This is a genomic window from Falsiroseomonas ponticola (assembly GCF_016805305.1).
Classification (GTDB): domain Bacteria; phylum Pseudomonadota; class Alphaproteobacteria; order Acetobacterales; family Acetobacteraceae; genus Falsiroseomonas; species Falsiroseomonas ponticola.
In genome coordinates, this window is sequence record NZ_JAERQN010000012.1 from 74819 (window position 1) to 90361 (window position 15543).

Here is a 15543-nt window from a genome sequence, read left to right on the forward strand (position 1 = left end):
CTGCATGACCTCCCCCTTCGTTCCCGGCACCGCCGTCCATGTCGAAGGCCGCGCGGGCGGCCCGCTCTCGGGCCTCCGCTTCGCGGCGAAGGACCTGTTCGACGTGGCCGGCCATCCGACCGGCGGCGGCAACCCGGACTGGGCGCGGCAGAACCCGGTGCCCTCGCGGCATGCCTGGGCGGTGCAGGCGCTGCTCGACGCGGGCGCCACGCTGATCGGCAAGACCATCACGGACGAGGTCTCGCTCGGCATCCTCGGCGAGAATGCCTTCGAGGGCACGCCGCCGAACCCCGCGGCACCGGGCCATGTGCCGGGGGGTTCCTCCTCCGGTTCCGCCAGCGCCGTCGCGCAGGGGCTCTGCGAGACGGCGCTCGGCACCGATACGGGCGGGTCTGTGCGCGTGCCCGCCAGCTTCTGCGGGCTGTTCGGCATCCGCCCGACGCATGGGCGGCTCGACCTCTCCGGCATGATGCCGCAGGCGCCGTCATCGGACACGACGGGCTGGTTCGCGCGGGATGCCGCCACCTTCGCCCGGGTTTCCGCGGTGCTGCTGGAGGAGGCGATCGGCGATGCGGTGCCGGCGCGGCTGGTGGTCGCGACCGATGCCTTCGCCTTCGCGGATCAGGAAGCCGCGGCGGCGCTCACCCCGATGCTGGACCGGCTAAAGCGCCTGGTGCCGGAGTGGCGGGAAGAAGCCATGGCGCCCCAGGGCCTCACCACCTGGTCCCGCGCGCAGCGCACGCTGCAACCGGTGGAGGCATGGCAGACCTTCCGGCCATGGGTGGAGCGCGACAATCCGCGCTTCGCCTTCGGGGTCGCGCGCGGCCTCGTCATGGCATCGCTGACGCCGGAGGCGGAGTTGGGCTGGGCGGCGCTGGTGCGGCGGGAGGCGCGCGGGCGGCTGCGGCACCTGCTGCCGCCAGGCACCATCCTGGCCATGCCGACCACGCCCTTCGCCGCGCCGAAGGCGGGACTGCCGCTGCCGGAACTGGACGGCATCCGCGCCGCCATCAACGTGCTCTGCGCCCATGGCGGGCTGGCGGGCCATCCGCAGGTCAGCATCCCCGGCGCCACCGTGGATGGCCGGCCGATCGGGCTCAGCCTGCTTGCCGCGCGCGGCGCCGATGCCATGCTGGTGCGCATGGCACTCGCGATGGAGCATGGCTGATGGAGGTGAACATCCCCGAGGTGGTGGAGGAGATCCGCGGCCTGTTCGAACGCTACGAGCAGGCGCTGATCGACAAGGATGTCGATGTGCTGGACGCCACCTTCTGGAACAGCCCGCACACCATCCGCTACGCGATCCATGAAAACGGCTACGGCTTCGACGAGATCCACGCCCATCGCGTCCGCCGCCCGCCGGGCCCCGGCATCAAGCTGGCGCGCCGGCGCCTCGTGATCACGACGCTGGGGCGGGACATGGCGACCGTGAACCTGGAGTTCGACATGCGCGGCCGCGCCACCACGGGCCGGCAGAGCCAGACCTGGGTGCGGTTCCCCGACCTCGGCTGGAAGGTCGTCTCCGCCCATGTGTCGGTGACGGAGGCGACGCCCGCCTATTGAGTCAGTGGATGGCGCCCTGGCGCATCAGCGCAGCGTAGATGTCCCGCGTCGCGGCGCCGAGCGAGCGCGACAATTCCTCCAGCGCCGCGATCCGCTCCACGCGCGGGGCGGCGCGCGACGCTTCCTCCGCCGAGAGCAGCAGCGGGACCAGGCCGGTGGCGCGGGCAAGCCCGATGAGGAGGGAATCCCGGGGGTCCGGGATGCTGTCGTCCAGCAGCACGTGACGCAGCCGGGCGCGCACTTCCTCCACCGCCGCGGCGCCTTCCGCCTTCGGGTAGCGGCGGTCGGGGAAGACCCAGAGGAAGCGGTCCTCCACCCGGCGCAGCACGCCCTGCTGAACCAGGCGTTCCAGCAGCTGCGTGCGGAGCGGCCCCGCGCCCTTGGCGATGTCCTGGATCCAGCCGCGGCTGGTCCGCGCGCGGCCGAGGGCGCCGAGCCGGGCGAGCACGCCATCCAGCACCGCATCGCCGGTCGGCCGCGGGTCGACGACCGAAAGGCTGTCGAGGTCCGTGTCCACCCGCCCGGCCAGGGCGAGTTCCATCAGGATGGCGCCGACGACGGCAAGATCCCCCGCCGGGCCGGGCAGCCCGACGGGCTTCCCCGTCTCGTCATCGAGGAGGAGGAGCAGGATCTCCTCCGGCATCGTCAGGGCCATCGCATCCATCCCGGGCATCGGGCGCGATGGTGCACGAAAAAGGGGCGGCCGTCAGGCGGCCGCCCCCGCTTCACCACCGTGGGCTCTTTGTCAGCTGACGGTGATGTTGAACTGCCGGGCCACGGCGGTCCATTCGGCGATCTCGCGCCGCATCAGCGCGATGAAATCCGCGCCCGCCGGCGGCGGGTTGCGCGGCATGGTCTGAAGTTCGACGAAGCGGGACGCCAGCTCCGGCCGCGCCAGGATCGGCGGGATGATGGAGGCCAGCTTCTCCACGATCGGCGCCGGCAGGCCCTTCGGCCCCGACAGGCCGAGCCACTGCGCGGAGGTCAGCTTGGGATAGCCGAGTTCCGCGAAGGTCGGCACGTTCGGGAACATCGCCAGGCGCTGGGCGGTGGAGACCGCGAGCGCGCGCAGCGACCCGTCGCGCATCTGCTGCGTGTTGGTGGTGATGGGGTCCACCATGCATTCGATGTTGCCCGCGAGCACGTCCTGCATGGCCGGCGCGCTGCCGGCATAGGGGATGTGGTCGAAGTTGGGCGCCCCGGCCTCGGCCGACAGCATCGCGCCCAGCAGGTGCGGCGCGGAGCCGATGCCCGAGGAGCCGTAGCGCACCGGCCGCGTCTTCGCCGCCGTCACCAGCTGCTCCAGCGTCTGGAACGGGGAGTTGGCGCGCACCAGGATGATGTTCGGCGCCTCCACCAGCTGCATGATGTGGGTGAAGTCGTTGATCGGGTCGAAGGGCAGGCTCGGCCGGGTCGCCGTGCTGAACACATGCACGGAGGCATGGCTGACGAGCAGCGTGTAGCCATCGGCCGGGGCCTTGGCGACGAGGTCGGTGCCGATGATGCCGCCGGCGCCCGGGCGGTTCTCCACCACGATGTTCTGGCCCAGCGCCTGCGCCATGGCGGGCGCCATCAGGCGGGCGACGGTATCCACCAGCCCGCCCGGGGGGAACTGTGCCACCAGGCGGATCGTACCGCGGGTCGGCCAGGCGCCCTGGGCGCAGAGCGCGGCCGGGGCGGCGAGGGTCCCGACGGCGCCGGCGGTGAGGCCGAGCAGGTGACGACGTTGCAACATGGATGCGCTCCCAGAGGTCAAACCAGGGAGAGGTTCCGCACAAATTCCGGGCAACATGCCCGGTTCCTATGGCGGATACCCCAACCTGCCTCCCGGTTAGGCAAGCGCCATGCCGCGGCATCGGCCTGACCTGACGGCGCGGCCACCTGCCGGTAGGCTGCGCTACACCTCCCGCTGCGTGGTGCCCAGGCCGACGCCGCGGATATCCGCCACCGCCACGGCGAGCGAGCGGTTCAGGCTTTCGATCCGGGTCACGAGGTCGAGCCAGGGCTGGACCCCGGCGAGTTCCCCGGCCGAGAAGATCAGCGGCAGCAACCCCGCGGCCCGGGCCAGGCCCAGCAGCAGCGCGTCATGCGGGTCCGGGATCTCCTCCCGCAGCAGCAGGGCACGCAGCCGCGCCCGCGCTTCCGTCACTTCGGCCCGCCCGGGCGCCTTGGGGTAGCGGCGGTCGGGCAGGATCCAGAGCACCCGCTGGTCCAGGCGGCGCAGGATGCCCCTGGCCACGAGGCGGTCCAGCAGCAGGGCGCGCGCATCCGCCGCATCCCGCGCCAGCAGCGGGATGGCGCCGCGCGCATCGGCCGGCGCCCCGGCCTCGGAAAGGCGCGCCAGCGCCCGGTCCAGCACCGGATCGCCGGTCGGCGTCGCATCGACCAGGATCAGGCGGTCCCGGTCCGTATCCACCCGGCCGGCCAGGGCCAACTGCATCAGCAGGGCCCCGGCCAGCGCGCGGTCCGGCGCCATGCCGGCGCGCCCGACCGGCCGCCCGGTCTCGTCATCGAGGGAGAGGAGCGTGATCTCCTCCGCCAGGGTCAGGGCGCCGTCCATGCCGGTCAGGCCTGGGCGAGCGCCGCGGACCAGGGCGACATCACGTCGGTGATGCCCTGGCGCGTGCCGTCGGCGGCGATGCGGATCAGGTTCGGGCAGGCGAAGTTCACGGGCAGCACCGCATGCTCCACCACCTCCAGCGGCCCCATCGCCGCCAGCGCGTCGAGCGTCGCCTGGGGCAGCCGGCGGTCGGCGGTGGCGCCTTCCGGGCCGCTGACATCGATGCGGGGGAAATGCGCCGCCGCTTCCGGGTCCATCCCGAAGCCCGCGACCAGAGCGAGGGTCTGGTACACCGCCGCCAGGATCCGCCGCCCGCCGGAGGCGCCGAGCGCGATCTCCGGCACCCCCTGTGGGCCGGAGGCCAGCACCGGGGACATGTTGGTCAGCGGCCGCTTGTTGGGCCCGATGGCATTGGGCGTGCCCGGCCGCGGGTCGAACCACATGACGCCGTTGTTCATCAGCACCCCCGATCCCGGCAGCACGACGCGGCTGCCCATGGAGGAGAGCAGCGTCGTCGTCATCGCCACCATCATGCCGTCCGCATCGCAGACGGTCAGGTGCGTGGTGCAACTGTCGGCGCCCTTGGGCTCGGCATCGCCCAATCCCTCCAGCCGCTCCGCATAGGCGGCCTGCATGGCCTTGGCGAAGGCCAGGTGCCAGGCCGTGCCGGGCTCGCTGCCCGACCAGTCCGCACCCTCCATCAGCTCCATCACGCGCCGGAAGGTCGGCGTGGCCGTCAGGCCGTTGGAGAGGTGGAGCGTGCGGCCGCGCCACGGCACGGACACCGCCGGCAGCACCCGCGCCCGGCAGCCCGCGAGGTCGGCAGCGGACAGCACGCCGCCCATCGCCTTCACATCGGCGGCGATGGAGGCGGCGATGTCACCCTCATAGAAGTCGCGGAACCCCGCGGATTGCAGCCGCTCCAGCGTCGCCGCGAGGTTGCCCAGCTGGAAGAAGCCCGGCGTGCCCTGATAGGGCGCGACGGGCGGCAGGCCACCCGGCAGGTAGATGCGCGCGGATTCGGCATAGAGCTTCAGGGTGGAGGCCGCGTTGGCGATCTTCAGCGTGGTGAACCAGTCCTGCGCCAGGCCCCGCTTTGCCAGCGCCACCGCCGGCGCCAGCACGTCCCGCGCCGGCAGCCGCCCGCGCTTTTCATGCAGCAGGGCGTAGCCGGCGACCGAGGAGGGGATGACGAAGCTCATCGGCCCGTGGATGTTGCGGTCGCCCTCCACCTCCGGCCAGGCGAAGAGGTCCTGCTTCATGCGCCCCGTGGTGGGGAAATCCTTCGCATCGAGGCCGGCGGGGGAGACAGGGCCGAAATCGAAGGTCTCCGCCGGGCCGCCGGGCGCCGCCACCTGCGCGAAGCCGATGCCGCCGAGGCCGCTGTTCCAGGGCTCCATCGCCGCCAGCGCGAAGGCCATGCCGACCGCGGCATCGGCGGCATTGCCACCCGCGTCGAGGATCGCGATCCCCGCCTCCGCCGCATCCCGCGACTGGCTGGCGACCATGCCGCGCCGCCCCGTCGCACCGGGCTTTCGCACCCCCCAATGCTGGCTGACATGGACGGGCGGCGAATAGGTGAGCGTCATCGGGCAGGGTCCTCCGTGGGCGGGAGGATCGGCCGGGGGCGGCGGGCGGGCAAGCCCGCCTCAGCCCCCCTTCTGGCTGTCCGCGAGGCCCTTGCCCATCAGCAGCCCCATCTCTCCGGGCCGGTCGCTATAGGCGCGCATGGTGCGGTAGGGCACTTCGGTGATCTCCGCGATCAAGTTCAGCTTCTGCGCCACATCCAGCGCGCTGAACTTCCCCGCCCGCGGCCGCTTCTCATACAGCGTGGCCACGGCCTGCACGGTACGGGGCGGGATCAGGCCCAGCACCCGCACATGGTCCGGCGTGATGTCGGCGGCGACCAGCGTGCGGTCCACCATGGAATAGGGGACGGAGGCCGCGGCCCGGTGGGCCGGGGTCGCGGCGGCGGGCGCCGTCAGGCTCAACTCGCGGGCCGGGAAATCCAGCTCCGCGCCGTTCTCCTGCTCGATGAAGACGCGGTCGCCATCGCTGTCCAGCACCACGCCGCTGCGCTTGCCGTCGCGATGCCAGACCCTCTGCCCAACCCGGAACATGCGCCGATCCTCTCCAGCCAGGCCGCGGGCGAGGATCGCCGGCGGGTCGTCAGGCCCGGTTCTTGCCGAGCCGGCGGCGTTCGACCTGGCGTTCGAAGTCCAGGTCCTCATGCCAGGCGAGGTGGGCATCGAGCGCCGCCTGCGCGCCGGCGGCATCGCCGCCGGACAGGCGTTCCAGGATGTCCCGGTGTTCCTGCGCGATGCGCGGCTTGGGGCGGACGTCGTGGCCCAGGCCCCAGACGACCGACAACTGGCGCGCCACGCTGAGCCAGAGGCCATGCAGAACGCCATTGCCGGACAGCCGGCAGAGCTCCCCGTGGAAGGCCTCGTCCGCCGCCACGATGGCCGCCGCATCCGGCCCCTGCGCCGCCGCCTCATACCGCTCCGCCGCCCGCCAGGCAGGCGCGAGGCGCTCCGCCGTGGCGGGGCCGCTCGCGGCAATCTCGCGCAGCGCCAGCGTTTCCAGCGCCGTGCGCACGCGCATCAGTTCGGCGACGTTGCGGTTGGTGATCTGCATCAGCCGCATACCCTTGTAGGGCGTGCTGACGACGATGCCCTGGGATTCCAGCAGGCGCAGGGCTTCCCGCACCGGGACGCGGGAGATGCCGAGGTCGCGGGCGATTTCCGCCTCCACCAGCCGGTCACCCGGCAGGAAGATGCCGCGGGCCGCGGCGGCGACGATGGCCTCCGCCGCCTGTTCCACCATGGTGCGGGGTTGCACGGGCGACAGGCGCGGGGCCTCCGCCGCGCCGTCGCGGGACGGCGGCTCGGAGAGGTCGGGAGACAGGGTGATCACGATGCGGGGGGCCTCGGTCAATCGTATCCATTCTAAATTCAATCTATTGGTTCGAGTAGCCTCTTGATCGAGTCAACGAATGCCACCGCGGCGGTAACACGGCGGTGTCGCTTTCCTGCAACAGAATCCCCCCTTGCCCGCCGCGCGAATCCCTGGCTGTTGCGGCCGCGGCGCGACCGGCACCGCCAGAGTCCCGGCGCGCCACCCAACCCTGCCGGGAGACACCCACGATGTTCGGAATGTTCAAGAGCCAGGCGCCGGCCTTCGACCTGACGCCGCGCAACTGCCTCGTCGCCAGCCTGCTCTACTGCATGGCCTCGGACGGGGAGATGGACCAGGAGGAGATCGGCCACCTCCTCTCCGTCATGGGCCCCAATGCCACGCGCCAGGCGCTGGACAATGCGCTGCGCTACTGCCGCGCGACGCCGGCGGAGCAGTTCGCCGCTGCCGCCGCGCCGAAGCTGCGGCATGACCAGAAGCTCTGCATCCTCCTCAACATGATCGACAGCGCCATGTCCGATGGCCAGGCGGAGCCGGAGGAGCAGCGCCTGGTCATGGGCTTCGTCCAGGCCTTCGGGATCAGCGAGGCGGAGCTGGAGCCGCATTTCCGGAGCCTGACCGCCAAGAACGACCGCGCGGTGCTGGACCGGTAACGGCCGGGCGGGGGGGACAGCCTGGCCTGGTTGTCCCCCTTGCCACATCTGCCTTTTGCCCGCAGATGGCCCCGCGAAGACCACCCCCGGGCGCCGGGGCATGCAGGCAGGGAGATGATCCGGTGGCAGAGACCGTGAAGATCGGCAAGCTCGGCATGGAGGCGGCCTTCCGCGCCTTCATCGAGGACGAGGCCCTGCCCGGCACCGGGATCGAGCCCGCGCGCTTCTGGTCCTCCTTCGAATCCATCCTCGAGGAATGGGCACCGCGCAACGCGGAGCTGCTGGCCAAGCGCGACGAGCTGCAGGCGAAGATCGATGCCTGGCACCGCGCCAACCCCGCCCGCCCCGTGGACCTGCCCGCCTACACCGCCTTCCTGAAGGAGATCGGCTACCTGGCCCCGGCGCCGGAGCCCTTCACCGTCGGCACGACCGATGTGGACCCCGAGATCGCGACCATGGCGGGCCCGCAGCTCGTCGTTCCCGTCTCCAACGCCCGCTACGCGCTGAACGCCGCCAATGCCCGCTGGGGCAGCCTCTATGATGCCCTCTACGGCACGGATGCCATCCCGGAGACCGACGGGGCGGAGAAGGGCCGCGGCTACAACCCGAAGCGCGGCGCCAAGGTCATCGCCTTCGCCCGCCGCGTGCTGGACCAGGCCGCGCCGCTGGCCGGCGGTGCCAGCCATGCCGACAGCAAGGGCTACGCGATCGAGGGCGGCACCCTTGTCGTCACGCTGAAGGACGGGACCAAGGCGCATCTGGCGCGCCCCGGCCAATGCATGGGCTACCAGGGCGAGACCTGGGCGCCCAACGCCATCCTGCTGTCCAACAACGGGCTCCGCATGGAGCTTCACATCGACCGCGGCAGCGCGATCGGGCGTGAGGATCCGGCGGGGGTCAGCGACCTGGTGATGGAAGCCGCGCTGACCACGATCATGGATTGCGAGGACAGCGTCGCCGCCGTCGATGCCGCGGACAAGATCGACGTCTACCGCAACTGGCTCGGCCTGATGAAGGGCGACCTGACGGCCGACCTCGAGAAGGGCGGCAAGACCATCACCCGCCGCCTGAATGCCGACCGCGTGTGGAAGACGCCGAATGGCGGCGCCATCACGCTGCATGGCCGCTCCGTCATGCTGGTGCGCAATGTCGGCCATCACATGATGACGGATGTCGTCACGCTGGACGGTGCCGAGATTCCCGAGACCGCGCTGGACGCCATGGTCACGGTCGCGATCGCGCTGCACGACATCCAGCCGCCCGGCCGCGGCAAGCGCATGAACAGCCGCACCGGCAGCGTCTATGTCGTGAAGCCCAAGATGCACGGGCCGGAGGAAGTCCGCCACGCGGACCTGCTGTTCAAGCGCGTCGAGGATGCACTCGGCCTGCCGCGCTACACCGCCAAGCTCGGCATCATGGACGAGGAACGCCGCACCACGGTGAACCTGGCCGCCTGCATCCGCGCCGTGAAGGACCGCGTGGTGTTCATCAATACCGGCTTCCTGGACCGCACGGGCGACGAGATCCACACGGCCATGGAAGCCGGCCCCGTCGTGCGCAAGAACGACATGAAGGGCCTGCCCTGGATCAAGGCCTATGAGGAGTGGAACGTCGATGTCGGGCTCGCCGCCGGGCTGCGCGGCCGGGCCCAGATCGGCAAGGGCATGTGGGCCATGCCGGACATGATGGCGGCGATGCTGGACCAGAAGGTCGGCCACCCCAAGGCCGGCGCCAACACCGCCTGGGTCCCCTCCCCCACCGCCGCCACGCTGCACGCGCTGCACTACCACCAGGTCGATGTCCCCGCCCGCCAGGCGGAGATCGCGGCCGGCGGCCCCCGCGGGAAGCTGGAGGACATCCTGACCGTCCCCGTCGCCACCAACACCAACTGGGCGCCGGAAGACGTGCAGGCGGAGCTCGACAACAACGCCCAGGGCATCCTGGGCTATGTCGTGCGCTGGGTGGACCAGGGTGTGGGCTGCTCCAAGGTGCCGGACATCAACGATGTCGGCCTGATGGAGGACCGCGCAACGCTGCGCATCAGCAGCCAGCACATCGCCAATTGGCTGCGCCACGGCATCGTCACCCGCGCCCAGGTGGAGGAGACGCTGAAGCGCATGGCCGCGGTGGTGGACCGCCAGAACGCCGGCGATCCGCTCTACACGCCGATGGCGCCGGGCTTCGACGGGCCGGCCTTCAAGGCGGCCTGCGACCTGGTCTTCGACGGGGCGACGCAGCCGAATGGCTATACCGAGTTCATCCTGACCCGGCGGCGGCGGGAAGCAAAGGCGAAGGGATAACCCCCTCACCCAACCCTCTCCCCTTTCGGGGAGAGGACTTTTCGAGGCTGCCGCCGCATGATTCCCGGGCTGGTGGCGCCAGAGAGGGTGCCTTAGCCTCGCAGCGCGATCACACTGCGGAGAGCGGACACTGGCCCGATACGCCTTCCTGCTGCTGCCCCTCCTGGCCGCCTGCGCCACCCGGTCCGAGGTGGTGGAGCTGTCGCCGGAGGTCTTCGGCCTGACGACCCACGCCTCCACCCCCGCCACCGCGGCGCGACGCGGCGTGGAGCTGGCGCAAGCCTACTGCGCCCAGCGCGAACGCGGCTTCGACATCGTCCGCAGCGAGATCTGGCCGAACGAATACCGGATCGCCTTCCGCTGCCCGCGCATCACGGCGGACCCCGTGGCGGAAGCCCTGGCGGTGCCCGCGCCGGCGCTGCCGCCGCCCCCTCCCGAACCCGCCCCCGCAACCGCGCGAAACCGCCGGGGCGTTCCCAGCAGCCCCGGGCTCTTCTAAGATGCCGCCTTGGCAGCGGAAGCAGTGATGGCGGACGAGGACTGGACGATCCCCCCGGAGATGCGGCCCGACCCGGCCGACTACCGCTTCGACCTGGCACGGACACTGGCCTCCGTGGTGGCCATCAAGTCACGCGTGCCGGCCGATGCCTTCTCCGCCCGCACGCTGGGGACGGAACGGGAGGGCAGCGGCGTCGTCATCGGCGAGAAGGGGCTGGTGCTGACCATCGGCTACCTGATCGGCGAGGCCGACAGCATATGGATCACCACCGCCAGCGGCCGCGTCGTGCAGGGGCATGGCCTGGCCTATGATTTCGAGACCGGCTTCGGCCTGGTGCAGGCGCTGGGGCGGCTCGACTCCCCCGCCATCCCGCTCGGCACCGCGGCGCTGCCGGACGCCGGCACCAACACGATCCTCGCCGCCGCCCCCCATTCCGGCCGCAATGCCGCGGAGGGCGGTGCGCTTGCCTGTTCCATCGTCGCGAAGGAACCCTTCGCAGGCTACTGGGAATACCTGCTGGAGGAGGCGCTGTTCACCGCGCCGGCCCATCCCTCCTGGGGCGGTGCCGCGCTGATCGGCGAGGATGGCGCCCTGATCGGCATCGGGTCGCTGGTGCTGCAGCACCGGGATTCGAAGGGACGCCGGCTGGACCTGAACATGGCGGTGCCGATCGGGCTGCTGCACCCGATCCTGGGCGACATGACCAGCTATGGCAGGGTCAACAAGCCGGCGCGCCCCTGGCTCGGCCTCTACTGCGCGGACCAGGAGGAAGGGATCATCGTCGCCTCCGTCGCCAGCAAGGGTCCGGCCGAGAAGGCCGGCATCAAGGCCGGCGACCGGATCATCGGCATCGATGGCGAGGATGCGGCGGACCTGGCCGCGCTCTGGCGGCGCCTCTGGTCGCTCGGCCAGGCGGGTGTCCTGGTGCAGGTGGCGGTGGAACGGGATGGCCGGCGCTTCAGCCTGCCCGTCACCAGCGCGGACCGGACCAGCTTCATGAAGGCGCCGCGGCTGCATTGAGGGGCGCCTGTGACCTTTAGGTCACTAACCCGATTATGCCGTTTATGCCGATTATGGGCCTTTAGCACCGATTCCGGCGTGGTCCGGGGCGCATTTCGCCCGTGATCAGGGGATCATAGCGGGAACGGAGCGGCGGTTCCAGCTTGTCGTCACCGGCGCCGCCAGCCCTGCGTCGCCCGCGCCGTCAGCGCCCCCACCCCCATCTGCGCCAGCTTGGCCAGGATCGCCACCCCCAGCAGCACGCAGGCCATGGCGGCCGCGGCGCTGGCCTGCCCGGCCTCGTCCATATGGACGACGGAGACGGAGGCCGGCTTGGTGTCCGGACCGTAAAGGAAGATCACCGCGCTCACCGTCGTCATGGCATTGACGAAGAGATAGACCCAGATCTCCAGGATCGCCGGCAGGCAGATCGGCAGGGTGACGCGGCGGAAGGTCTCCGCCACCGGGACCTTCAGGCTCGCGCCCACGGCCTCGAACTCCGGGTCCAGCTGGCGGATCGCCGTCGTCGCGGCCAGGTGGCCCACGGTGTAGAAATGCACCAGGGAGTTCAGCACCAGGATCGCCAGCGTGCCGTAGAGGAAGCCGAGCGGATTGGCCGGGTGGTTGAAGAACAGGATGTAGGCGAGCCCCAGCACCAGGCCCGGGATCGCCAGCGGCACCGTCGCCAGCAGCCCCACCGCGCCGCGCAGCGCGCCATCGCCGCCCGACATCCGCGGCGCGCGTTCCATCACATAGGCGCCCAGGAAGACGATGGCGGTCCCGATGCAGGCGGTGCCGAGCGCCATGCGGATGGAGGTGCCGACCGCGCCCCATCCCTGGGAGTCGAAGCGGGCGAAATCGTAGTTGTCGAGCGTCAGCGACAGGTTCCAGGGCCAGAAGCGCACCAGCGATCCCCAGGCGGCGACGGCGACGATGCCGACCAGCACGCCGGCCATGGCCAGGCAGAACAGCGCCAGGGGCAGGTCCCGCGCCAGGCGCGGCTTTGGCGCCAGCGGCACGGCGCGGCCCGTCAGCGTCGCGGCGCGCTTGCCTTCCGCCCAGCGTTGCAGCGCGAAGGCGGCAAGGGCGGGCAGCAGCAGCACCAGGCCCACCACCGCGCCCATGTTGAAGTCCTGCAGCCCCACGACCTGCTTGTAGACATCGGTCGCCAGCACCGGGAACTGGCCGCCGATCACCTTCGGGATGCCGAAATCCGTGACCACGGTGGTGAAGGTGACGACGGCGGCGGAGACGATGCCGAAGCGCGCGCCCGGCAGCGTGACGGTGGCGAAGATCCGCGCGCGCCCGGCCTTCAGCGCTTCCGCGGCCTCATAGAGCCGCGCATCGGCGGTGGCGAGCGCGACGGAGAGGATGATGGCGGCGGCCGGGAAGGTGCTGAAGACCTGCGCCACGATGATGCCGGGCGCGCCGTAGATGTTCTCCATCGGCAGCATCCAGCGGAGCATGCCCTGGTTGCCGAAGAGGTAGATGAGCGAGAGCGCCGGCAGCAGCGACGGCGCCAGGATCGGCAGCAGCATCACGGCGCGGAAGAACGGCTTGAAGGGCAGGCGCGACCGCGCCAGCGCATAGGCATAGATGAAGGCCAGCGGCACGACGATCACCATCGTCAGCGCCGCCGTCCAGACGCTGTTCCAGGCGGAACGCAGCAGCGCGGGCGTGCTGACATAGGTGGCGAAGTTCGCCAGCCCGACGAAGCGGCCGGCCTGATCCTCGAAGGCGCGGGAGAGCAGCGTGGCCATGGGCAGGCCGAGGGCCAGCAGCAGGAAGACCCCGGCCAGCCACAGACCCGCCCGCATCAGGCGCTGGTCGGCGGAGGCCGTGACGCGAACGGCCGGGCCGGCCAGGGCCTCACTCATCCGCAGGGAAGACCATGATGCGGTCGGGGGCGATGGCGGCGAGCACCTGCGCGCCCGGCAGGGCGCCGGTGGCCCGCACCAGGTCGGGGGCGGCATCGGCCTCCAGCCGGAAGGCGCCCTGTTCCAGCGCCAGGCGGCAGGTGGGGCCGAGGAATTCCAGATGCGTCACGGTCATGGGCAGGGCGCCGGGCATGCCCTCCGCCGCCTGGCCCAGTCGCACATCCTCCGGCCGCACGAAGGCACGGATGGGGGTGCCATAGACCAGGCCGCGCACGGCATCGGCGGCCAGGGTCACCCCATGGGCGGTGATGCTGCCCGGCGCGGCCTGCACCACGGCATCGAAGGCGCTGGACCGGCCCACGAAGCTGGCGACGAAGGCGGTGGCGGGGCTGCGGTACACTTCCTCCGGCGTGCCGACCTGCTGCACATGGCCGCTGCGCATCACCAGGATGCGGTCGGAGACGGCCATCGCCTCCTCCTGGTCATGGGTCACCATGATGGTCGTGACGCCGAGGCGGCGCTGCAGGTCGCGGATCTCCTGCCGCAGATGCAGCCGCACGATGGCATCGAGGGCGGAAAGCGGTTCGTCCAGCAGCAGCAGGCCCGGTTCGGGGGCCAGCGCACGGGCCAGCGCCACGCGCTGCTGCTGGCCGCCCGAGAGTTGCGCCGGATACTTCCTCGCATGCTCCGCGAGGCCGACGAGGTCGAGCAGTTCGGCGACGCGCGCCGTGACGCGCGCCTTCGGCCAGGCCGGCCCGCGCAGGCCATAGGCGATGTTGTCGGCCACGGAAAAATTGGGGAACAGCGCGTAGGACTGGAAGACGATGCCGAAATCCCGCGCGGCCGGCGGCAGGCCGGTGATGTCCCGCCCGGCCTGGCGGATCACGCCCGTCGTCGCGGGATCAAGCCCCGCGATGGCACGCAGCAGCGTGGTCTTGCCGCAGCCGGAGGGGCCGAGGAAGGAGATGAACTCCCCTTCCTGGACCCGGAGGCTGACATCCTTCAGCGCGACGAAGGTGCCGAACTGCTTCCCCACCCCGGCGATGTCGAGGTAGGGGGCCTGCGTCGCCGCGTGGCGCAGACCGCCCTGGAGCAGCGTGTCGAGGGCGGTCATCCGATCGGGCTCAGCGCGGCGCCGACTTGCCGTCGAAGCGCTGCGACCATTCGCGCAGGATGCGGTCGCGCTGCAGCGCCGTCTCCCGGAAGTTCACGTTCACCAAGCGCTGCGCGAATTCCGGCGGGTAGTTCCGCACCGTGGCATCCACCCCCGGCAGGGCGAGCAGCGCGTAGAAGCGGCCATACTGTTCCATCGCGGGGCGGGAGACGGCGAAATCCGCCAGGCGCTTCGCCGCATCCAGGTTGCGCGTGCCGCGCAGGATGGCGGTGCCTTCCAGGTCGAAGCCCACGCCATCGGTCGGGATGATGACCTCGATGGGCGCACCCTGGTTGCGCAGCGTGACCGCGCGCATGTCGAGCGAGATGCCGACGCCGTATTCACCGCGCGCCGCGTTGTTGCAGGGGGCGCTGCCGGAATGGGTATAGACCTGCGCATTCTCATGCAGGCGGGCCATGAAGGTCCAGGCATTGGCCTCCCCCATCGATCCAATCCAGCCCGCGACGGTCAGGAAGCCGGTGCCGGAGGAGGAGGGGTTGGGCATGGCGACCTGGTTGCGGAAGCGCGGGTCCAGCAGGTCCGCCCAGGTGGAGGGCCGCGGCAGGTTGCGCTGCGCGGCGACGGCCGTGTTGAAGCAGATGGTGGAGACGAAGGCGTCCATGCCCGTCCAGGTCATCGGGCTGCGGTCGCTGCGCATGTTGGGGCGGAGCGCATCGGCGCCGGCGGGGGTGTAGCCCTCCAGCATCTCCAGCGCTTCCATCTGCAGCAGCGAATAGACGGAGAGGCCCCAGACGACGTCGGCGCGGGGGCTCTGGCGTTCCGCGATCAGGCGGGCGGTGATGACGCCGGTGCTGTCGCGCACCCAGACGATCTCGATGTCCCGCACCGCGGCCTCGGCGGCCGCCTTGAAGGGGGCGAGCTGTTCGTTTTCCAGCGCGGTATAGACGGTGAGGCGCGTCCGGGACTGGGCCTCCGCCTCCGCGAGCGGAAGGGCGGCCAGGAGGCCGGCGGCAATCAAGGCGAAACGCATGCGGGTGGGGTCCTTCCCTGGCGTGCGTCGCC

15 protein-coding genes are annotated in these 15543 nt (G+C 71.2%); 6 read left to right on the forward strand and 9 right to left on the reverse strand.

The features are described 5' to 3' along the window. Positions 1–4: 4 nt before the first annotated feature. The gene (locus JJI54_RS26605) at positions 5–1168 is read left to right on the forward strand and encodes an amidase (RefSeq protein ID WP_203076447.1); all 1164 of its coding nucleotides are present in this window, start codon (positions 5–7) and stop codon (positions 1166–1168) included. Continuing rightward, positions 1168–1563: an oxalurate catabolism protein HpxZ gene (gene hpxZ, locus JJI54_RS26610; protein ID WP_203076448.1), complete on the forward strand. Its 396-nt coding sequence runs from the start codon at positions 1168–1170 to the stop codon at positions 1561–1563. Before JJI54_RS26605 ends, hpxZ begins: the two co-directional genes overlap by 1 nt. A 1-nt stretch (position 1564) precedes the next feature. Here hpxZ and JJI54_RS26615 read toward each other — a convergent pair whose 3' ends face one another. From JJI54_RS26615 to JJI54_RS26640, 6 genes are all read right to left on the reverse strand, one after another. Next, positions 1565–2218, reverse strand: a complete 654-nt coding sequence (locus JJI54_RS26615; protein ID WP_203076449.1) for a GOLPH3/VPS74 family protein — start codon at positions 2216–2218, stop codon at positions 1565–1567. A 90-nt stretch (positions 2219–2308) separates the two neighbouring features. After that, the gene (locus JJI54_RS26620; RefSeq protein ID WP_203076450.1) at positions 2309–3298 is read right to left on the reverse strand and encodes a Bug family tripartite tricarboxylate transporter substrate binding protein; all 990 of its coding nucleotides are present in this window, start codon (positions 3296–3298) and stop codon (positions 2309–2311) included. Between the two features lie 162 nt (positions 3299–3460). Then, complete coding sequence (locus JJI54_RS26625; RefSeq protein WP_203076451.1) at positions 3461–4123, reverse strand: GOLPH3/VPS74 family protein; 663 nt, start codon at positions 4121–4123, stop codon at positions 3461–3463. Positions 4124–4128: 5 nt separating this feature from the next. Continuing rightward, entirely contained in the window at positions 4129–5712 is a 1584-nt protein-coding gene (locus tag JJI54_RS26630; protein ID WP_203076452.1) for a gamma-glutamyltransferase, read from the reverse strand. A 60-nt stretch (positions 5713–5772) separates the two neighbouring features. Next, complete coding sequence (locus JJI54_RS26635) at positions 5773–6243, reverse strand: hypothetical protein (protein WP_203076453.1); 471 nt, start codon at positions 6241–6243, stop codon at positions 5773–5775. Positions 6244–6292: 49 nt separating this feature from the next. Continuing rightward, positions 6293–7060: a GntR family transcriptional regulator gene (locus JJI54_RS26640; protein ID WP_203076454.1), complete on the reverse strand. Its 768-nt coding sequence runs from the start codon at positions 7058–7060 to the stop codon at positions 6293–6295. A gap of 209 nt (positions 7061–7269) precedes the next feature. Here JJI54_RS26640 and JJI54_RS26645 point away from each other — a divergent pair, with 209 nt between their 5' ends. From JJI54_RS26645 to JJI54_RS26660, 4 genes are all read left to right on the forward strand, one after another. Continuing rightward, complete coding sequence (locus tag JJI54_RS26645; protein WP_203076455.1) at positions 7270–7692, forward strand: tellurite resistance TerB family protein; 423 nt, start codon at positions 7270–7272, stop codon at positions 7690–7692. A 122-nt stretch (positions 7693–7814) separates the two neighbouring features. After that, on the forward strand, positions 7815–9992 hold the full coding sequence (locus tag JJI54_RS26650; RefSeq protein WP_318987590.1) for a malate synthase G: 2178 nt from the start codon (positions 7815–7817) through the stop codon (positions 9990–9992). A gap of 193 nt (positions 9993–10185) precedes the next feature. After that, a complete protein-coding gene (locus JJI54_RS26655) occupies positions 10186–10491 on the forward strand; it encodes a hypothetical protein (RefSeq protein WP_203076457.1) in 306 nt (101 codons plus the stop codon). 27 nt (positions 10492–10518) lie between these two features. Next, positions 10519–11511: a S1C family serine protease gene (locus JJI54_RS26660; RefSeq protein WP_226382147.1), complete on the forward strand. Its 993-nt coding sequence runs from the start codon at positions 10519–10521 to the stop codon at positions 11509–11511. Positions 11512–11660: 149 nt separating this feature from the next. On the opposite strand, the gene JJI54_RS26665 is transcribed toward JJI54_RS26660, so the two are convergent. The 3 genes from JJI54_RS26665 to JJI54_RS26675 are packed head-to-tail and all read right to left on the reverse strand — an operon-like array spanning position 11661 to position 15511. Beyond that, on the reverse strand, positions 11661–13367 hold the full coding sequence (locus tag JJI54_RS26665) for a putative 2-aminoethylphosphonate ABC transporter permease subunit (RefSeq protein ID WP_203076458.1): 1707 nt from the start codon (positions 13365–13367) through the stop codon (positions 11661–11663). After that, positions 13360–14481, reverse strand: a complete 1122-nt coding sequence (locus tag JJI54_RS26670) for an ABC transporter ATP-binding protein (protein WP_203076459.1) — start codon at positions 14479–14481, stop codon at positions 13360–13362. The genes JJI54_RS26665 and JJI54_RS26670 overlap by 8 nt, the downstream gene beginning before the upstream one ends. A 10-nt stretch (positions 14482–14491) precedes the next feature. Then, positions 14492–15511 carry a putative 2-aminoethylphosphonate ABC transporter substrate-binding protein gene (locus tag JJI54_RS26675; protein WP_203076460.1) on the reverse strand — a complete coding sequence of 340 codons (1020 nt, stop codon included), beginning with the start codon at positions 15509–15511 and terminating at the stop codon, positions 14492–14494. Positions 15512–15543: the final 32 nt, after the last annotated feature.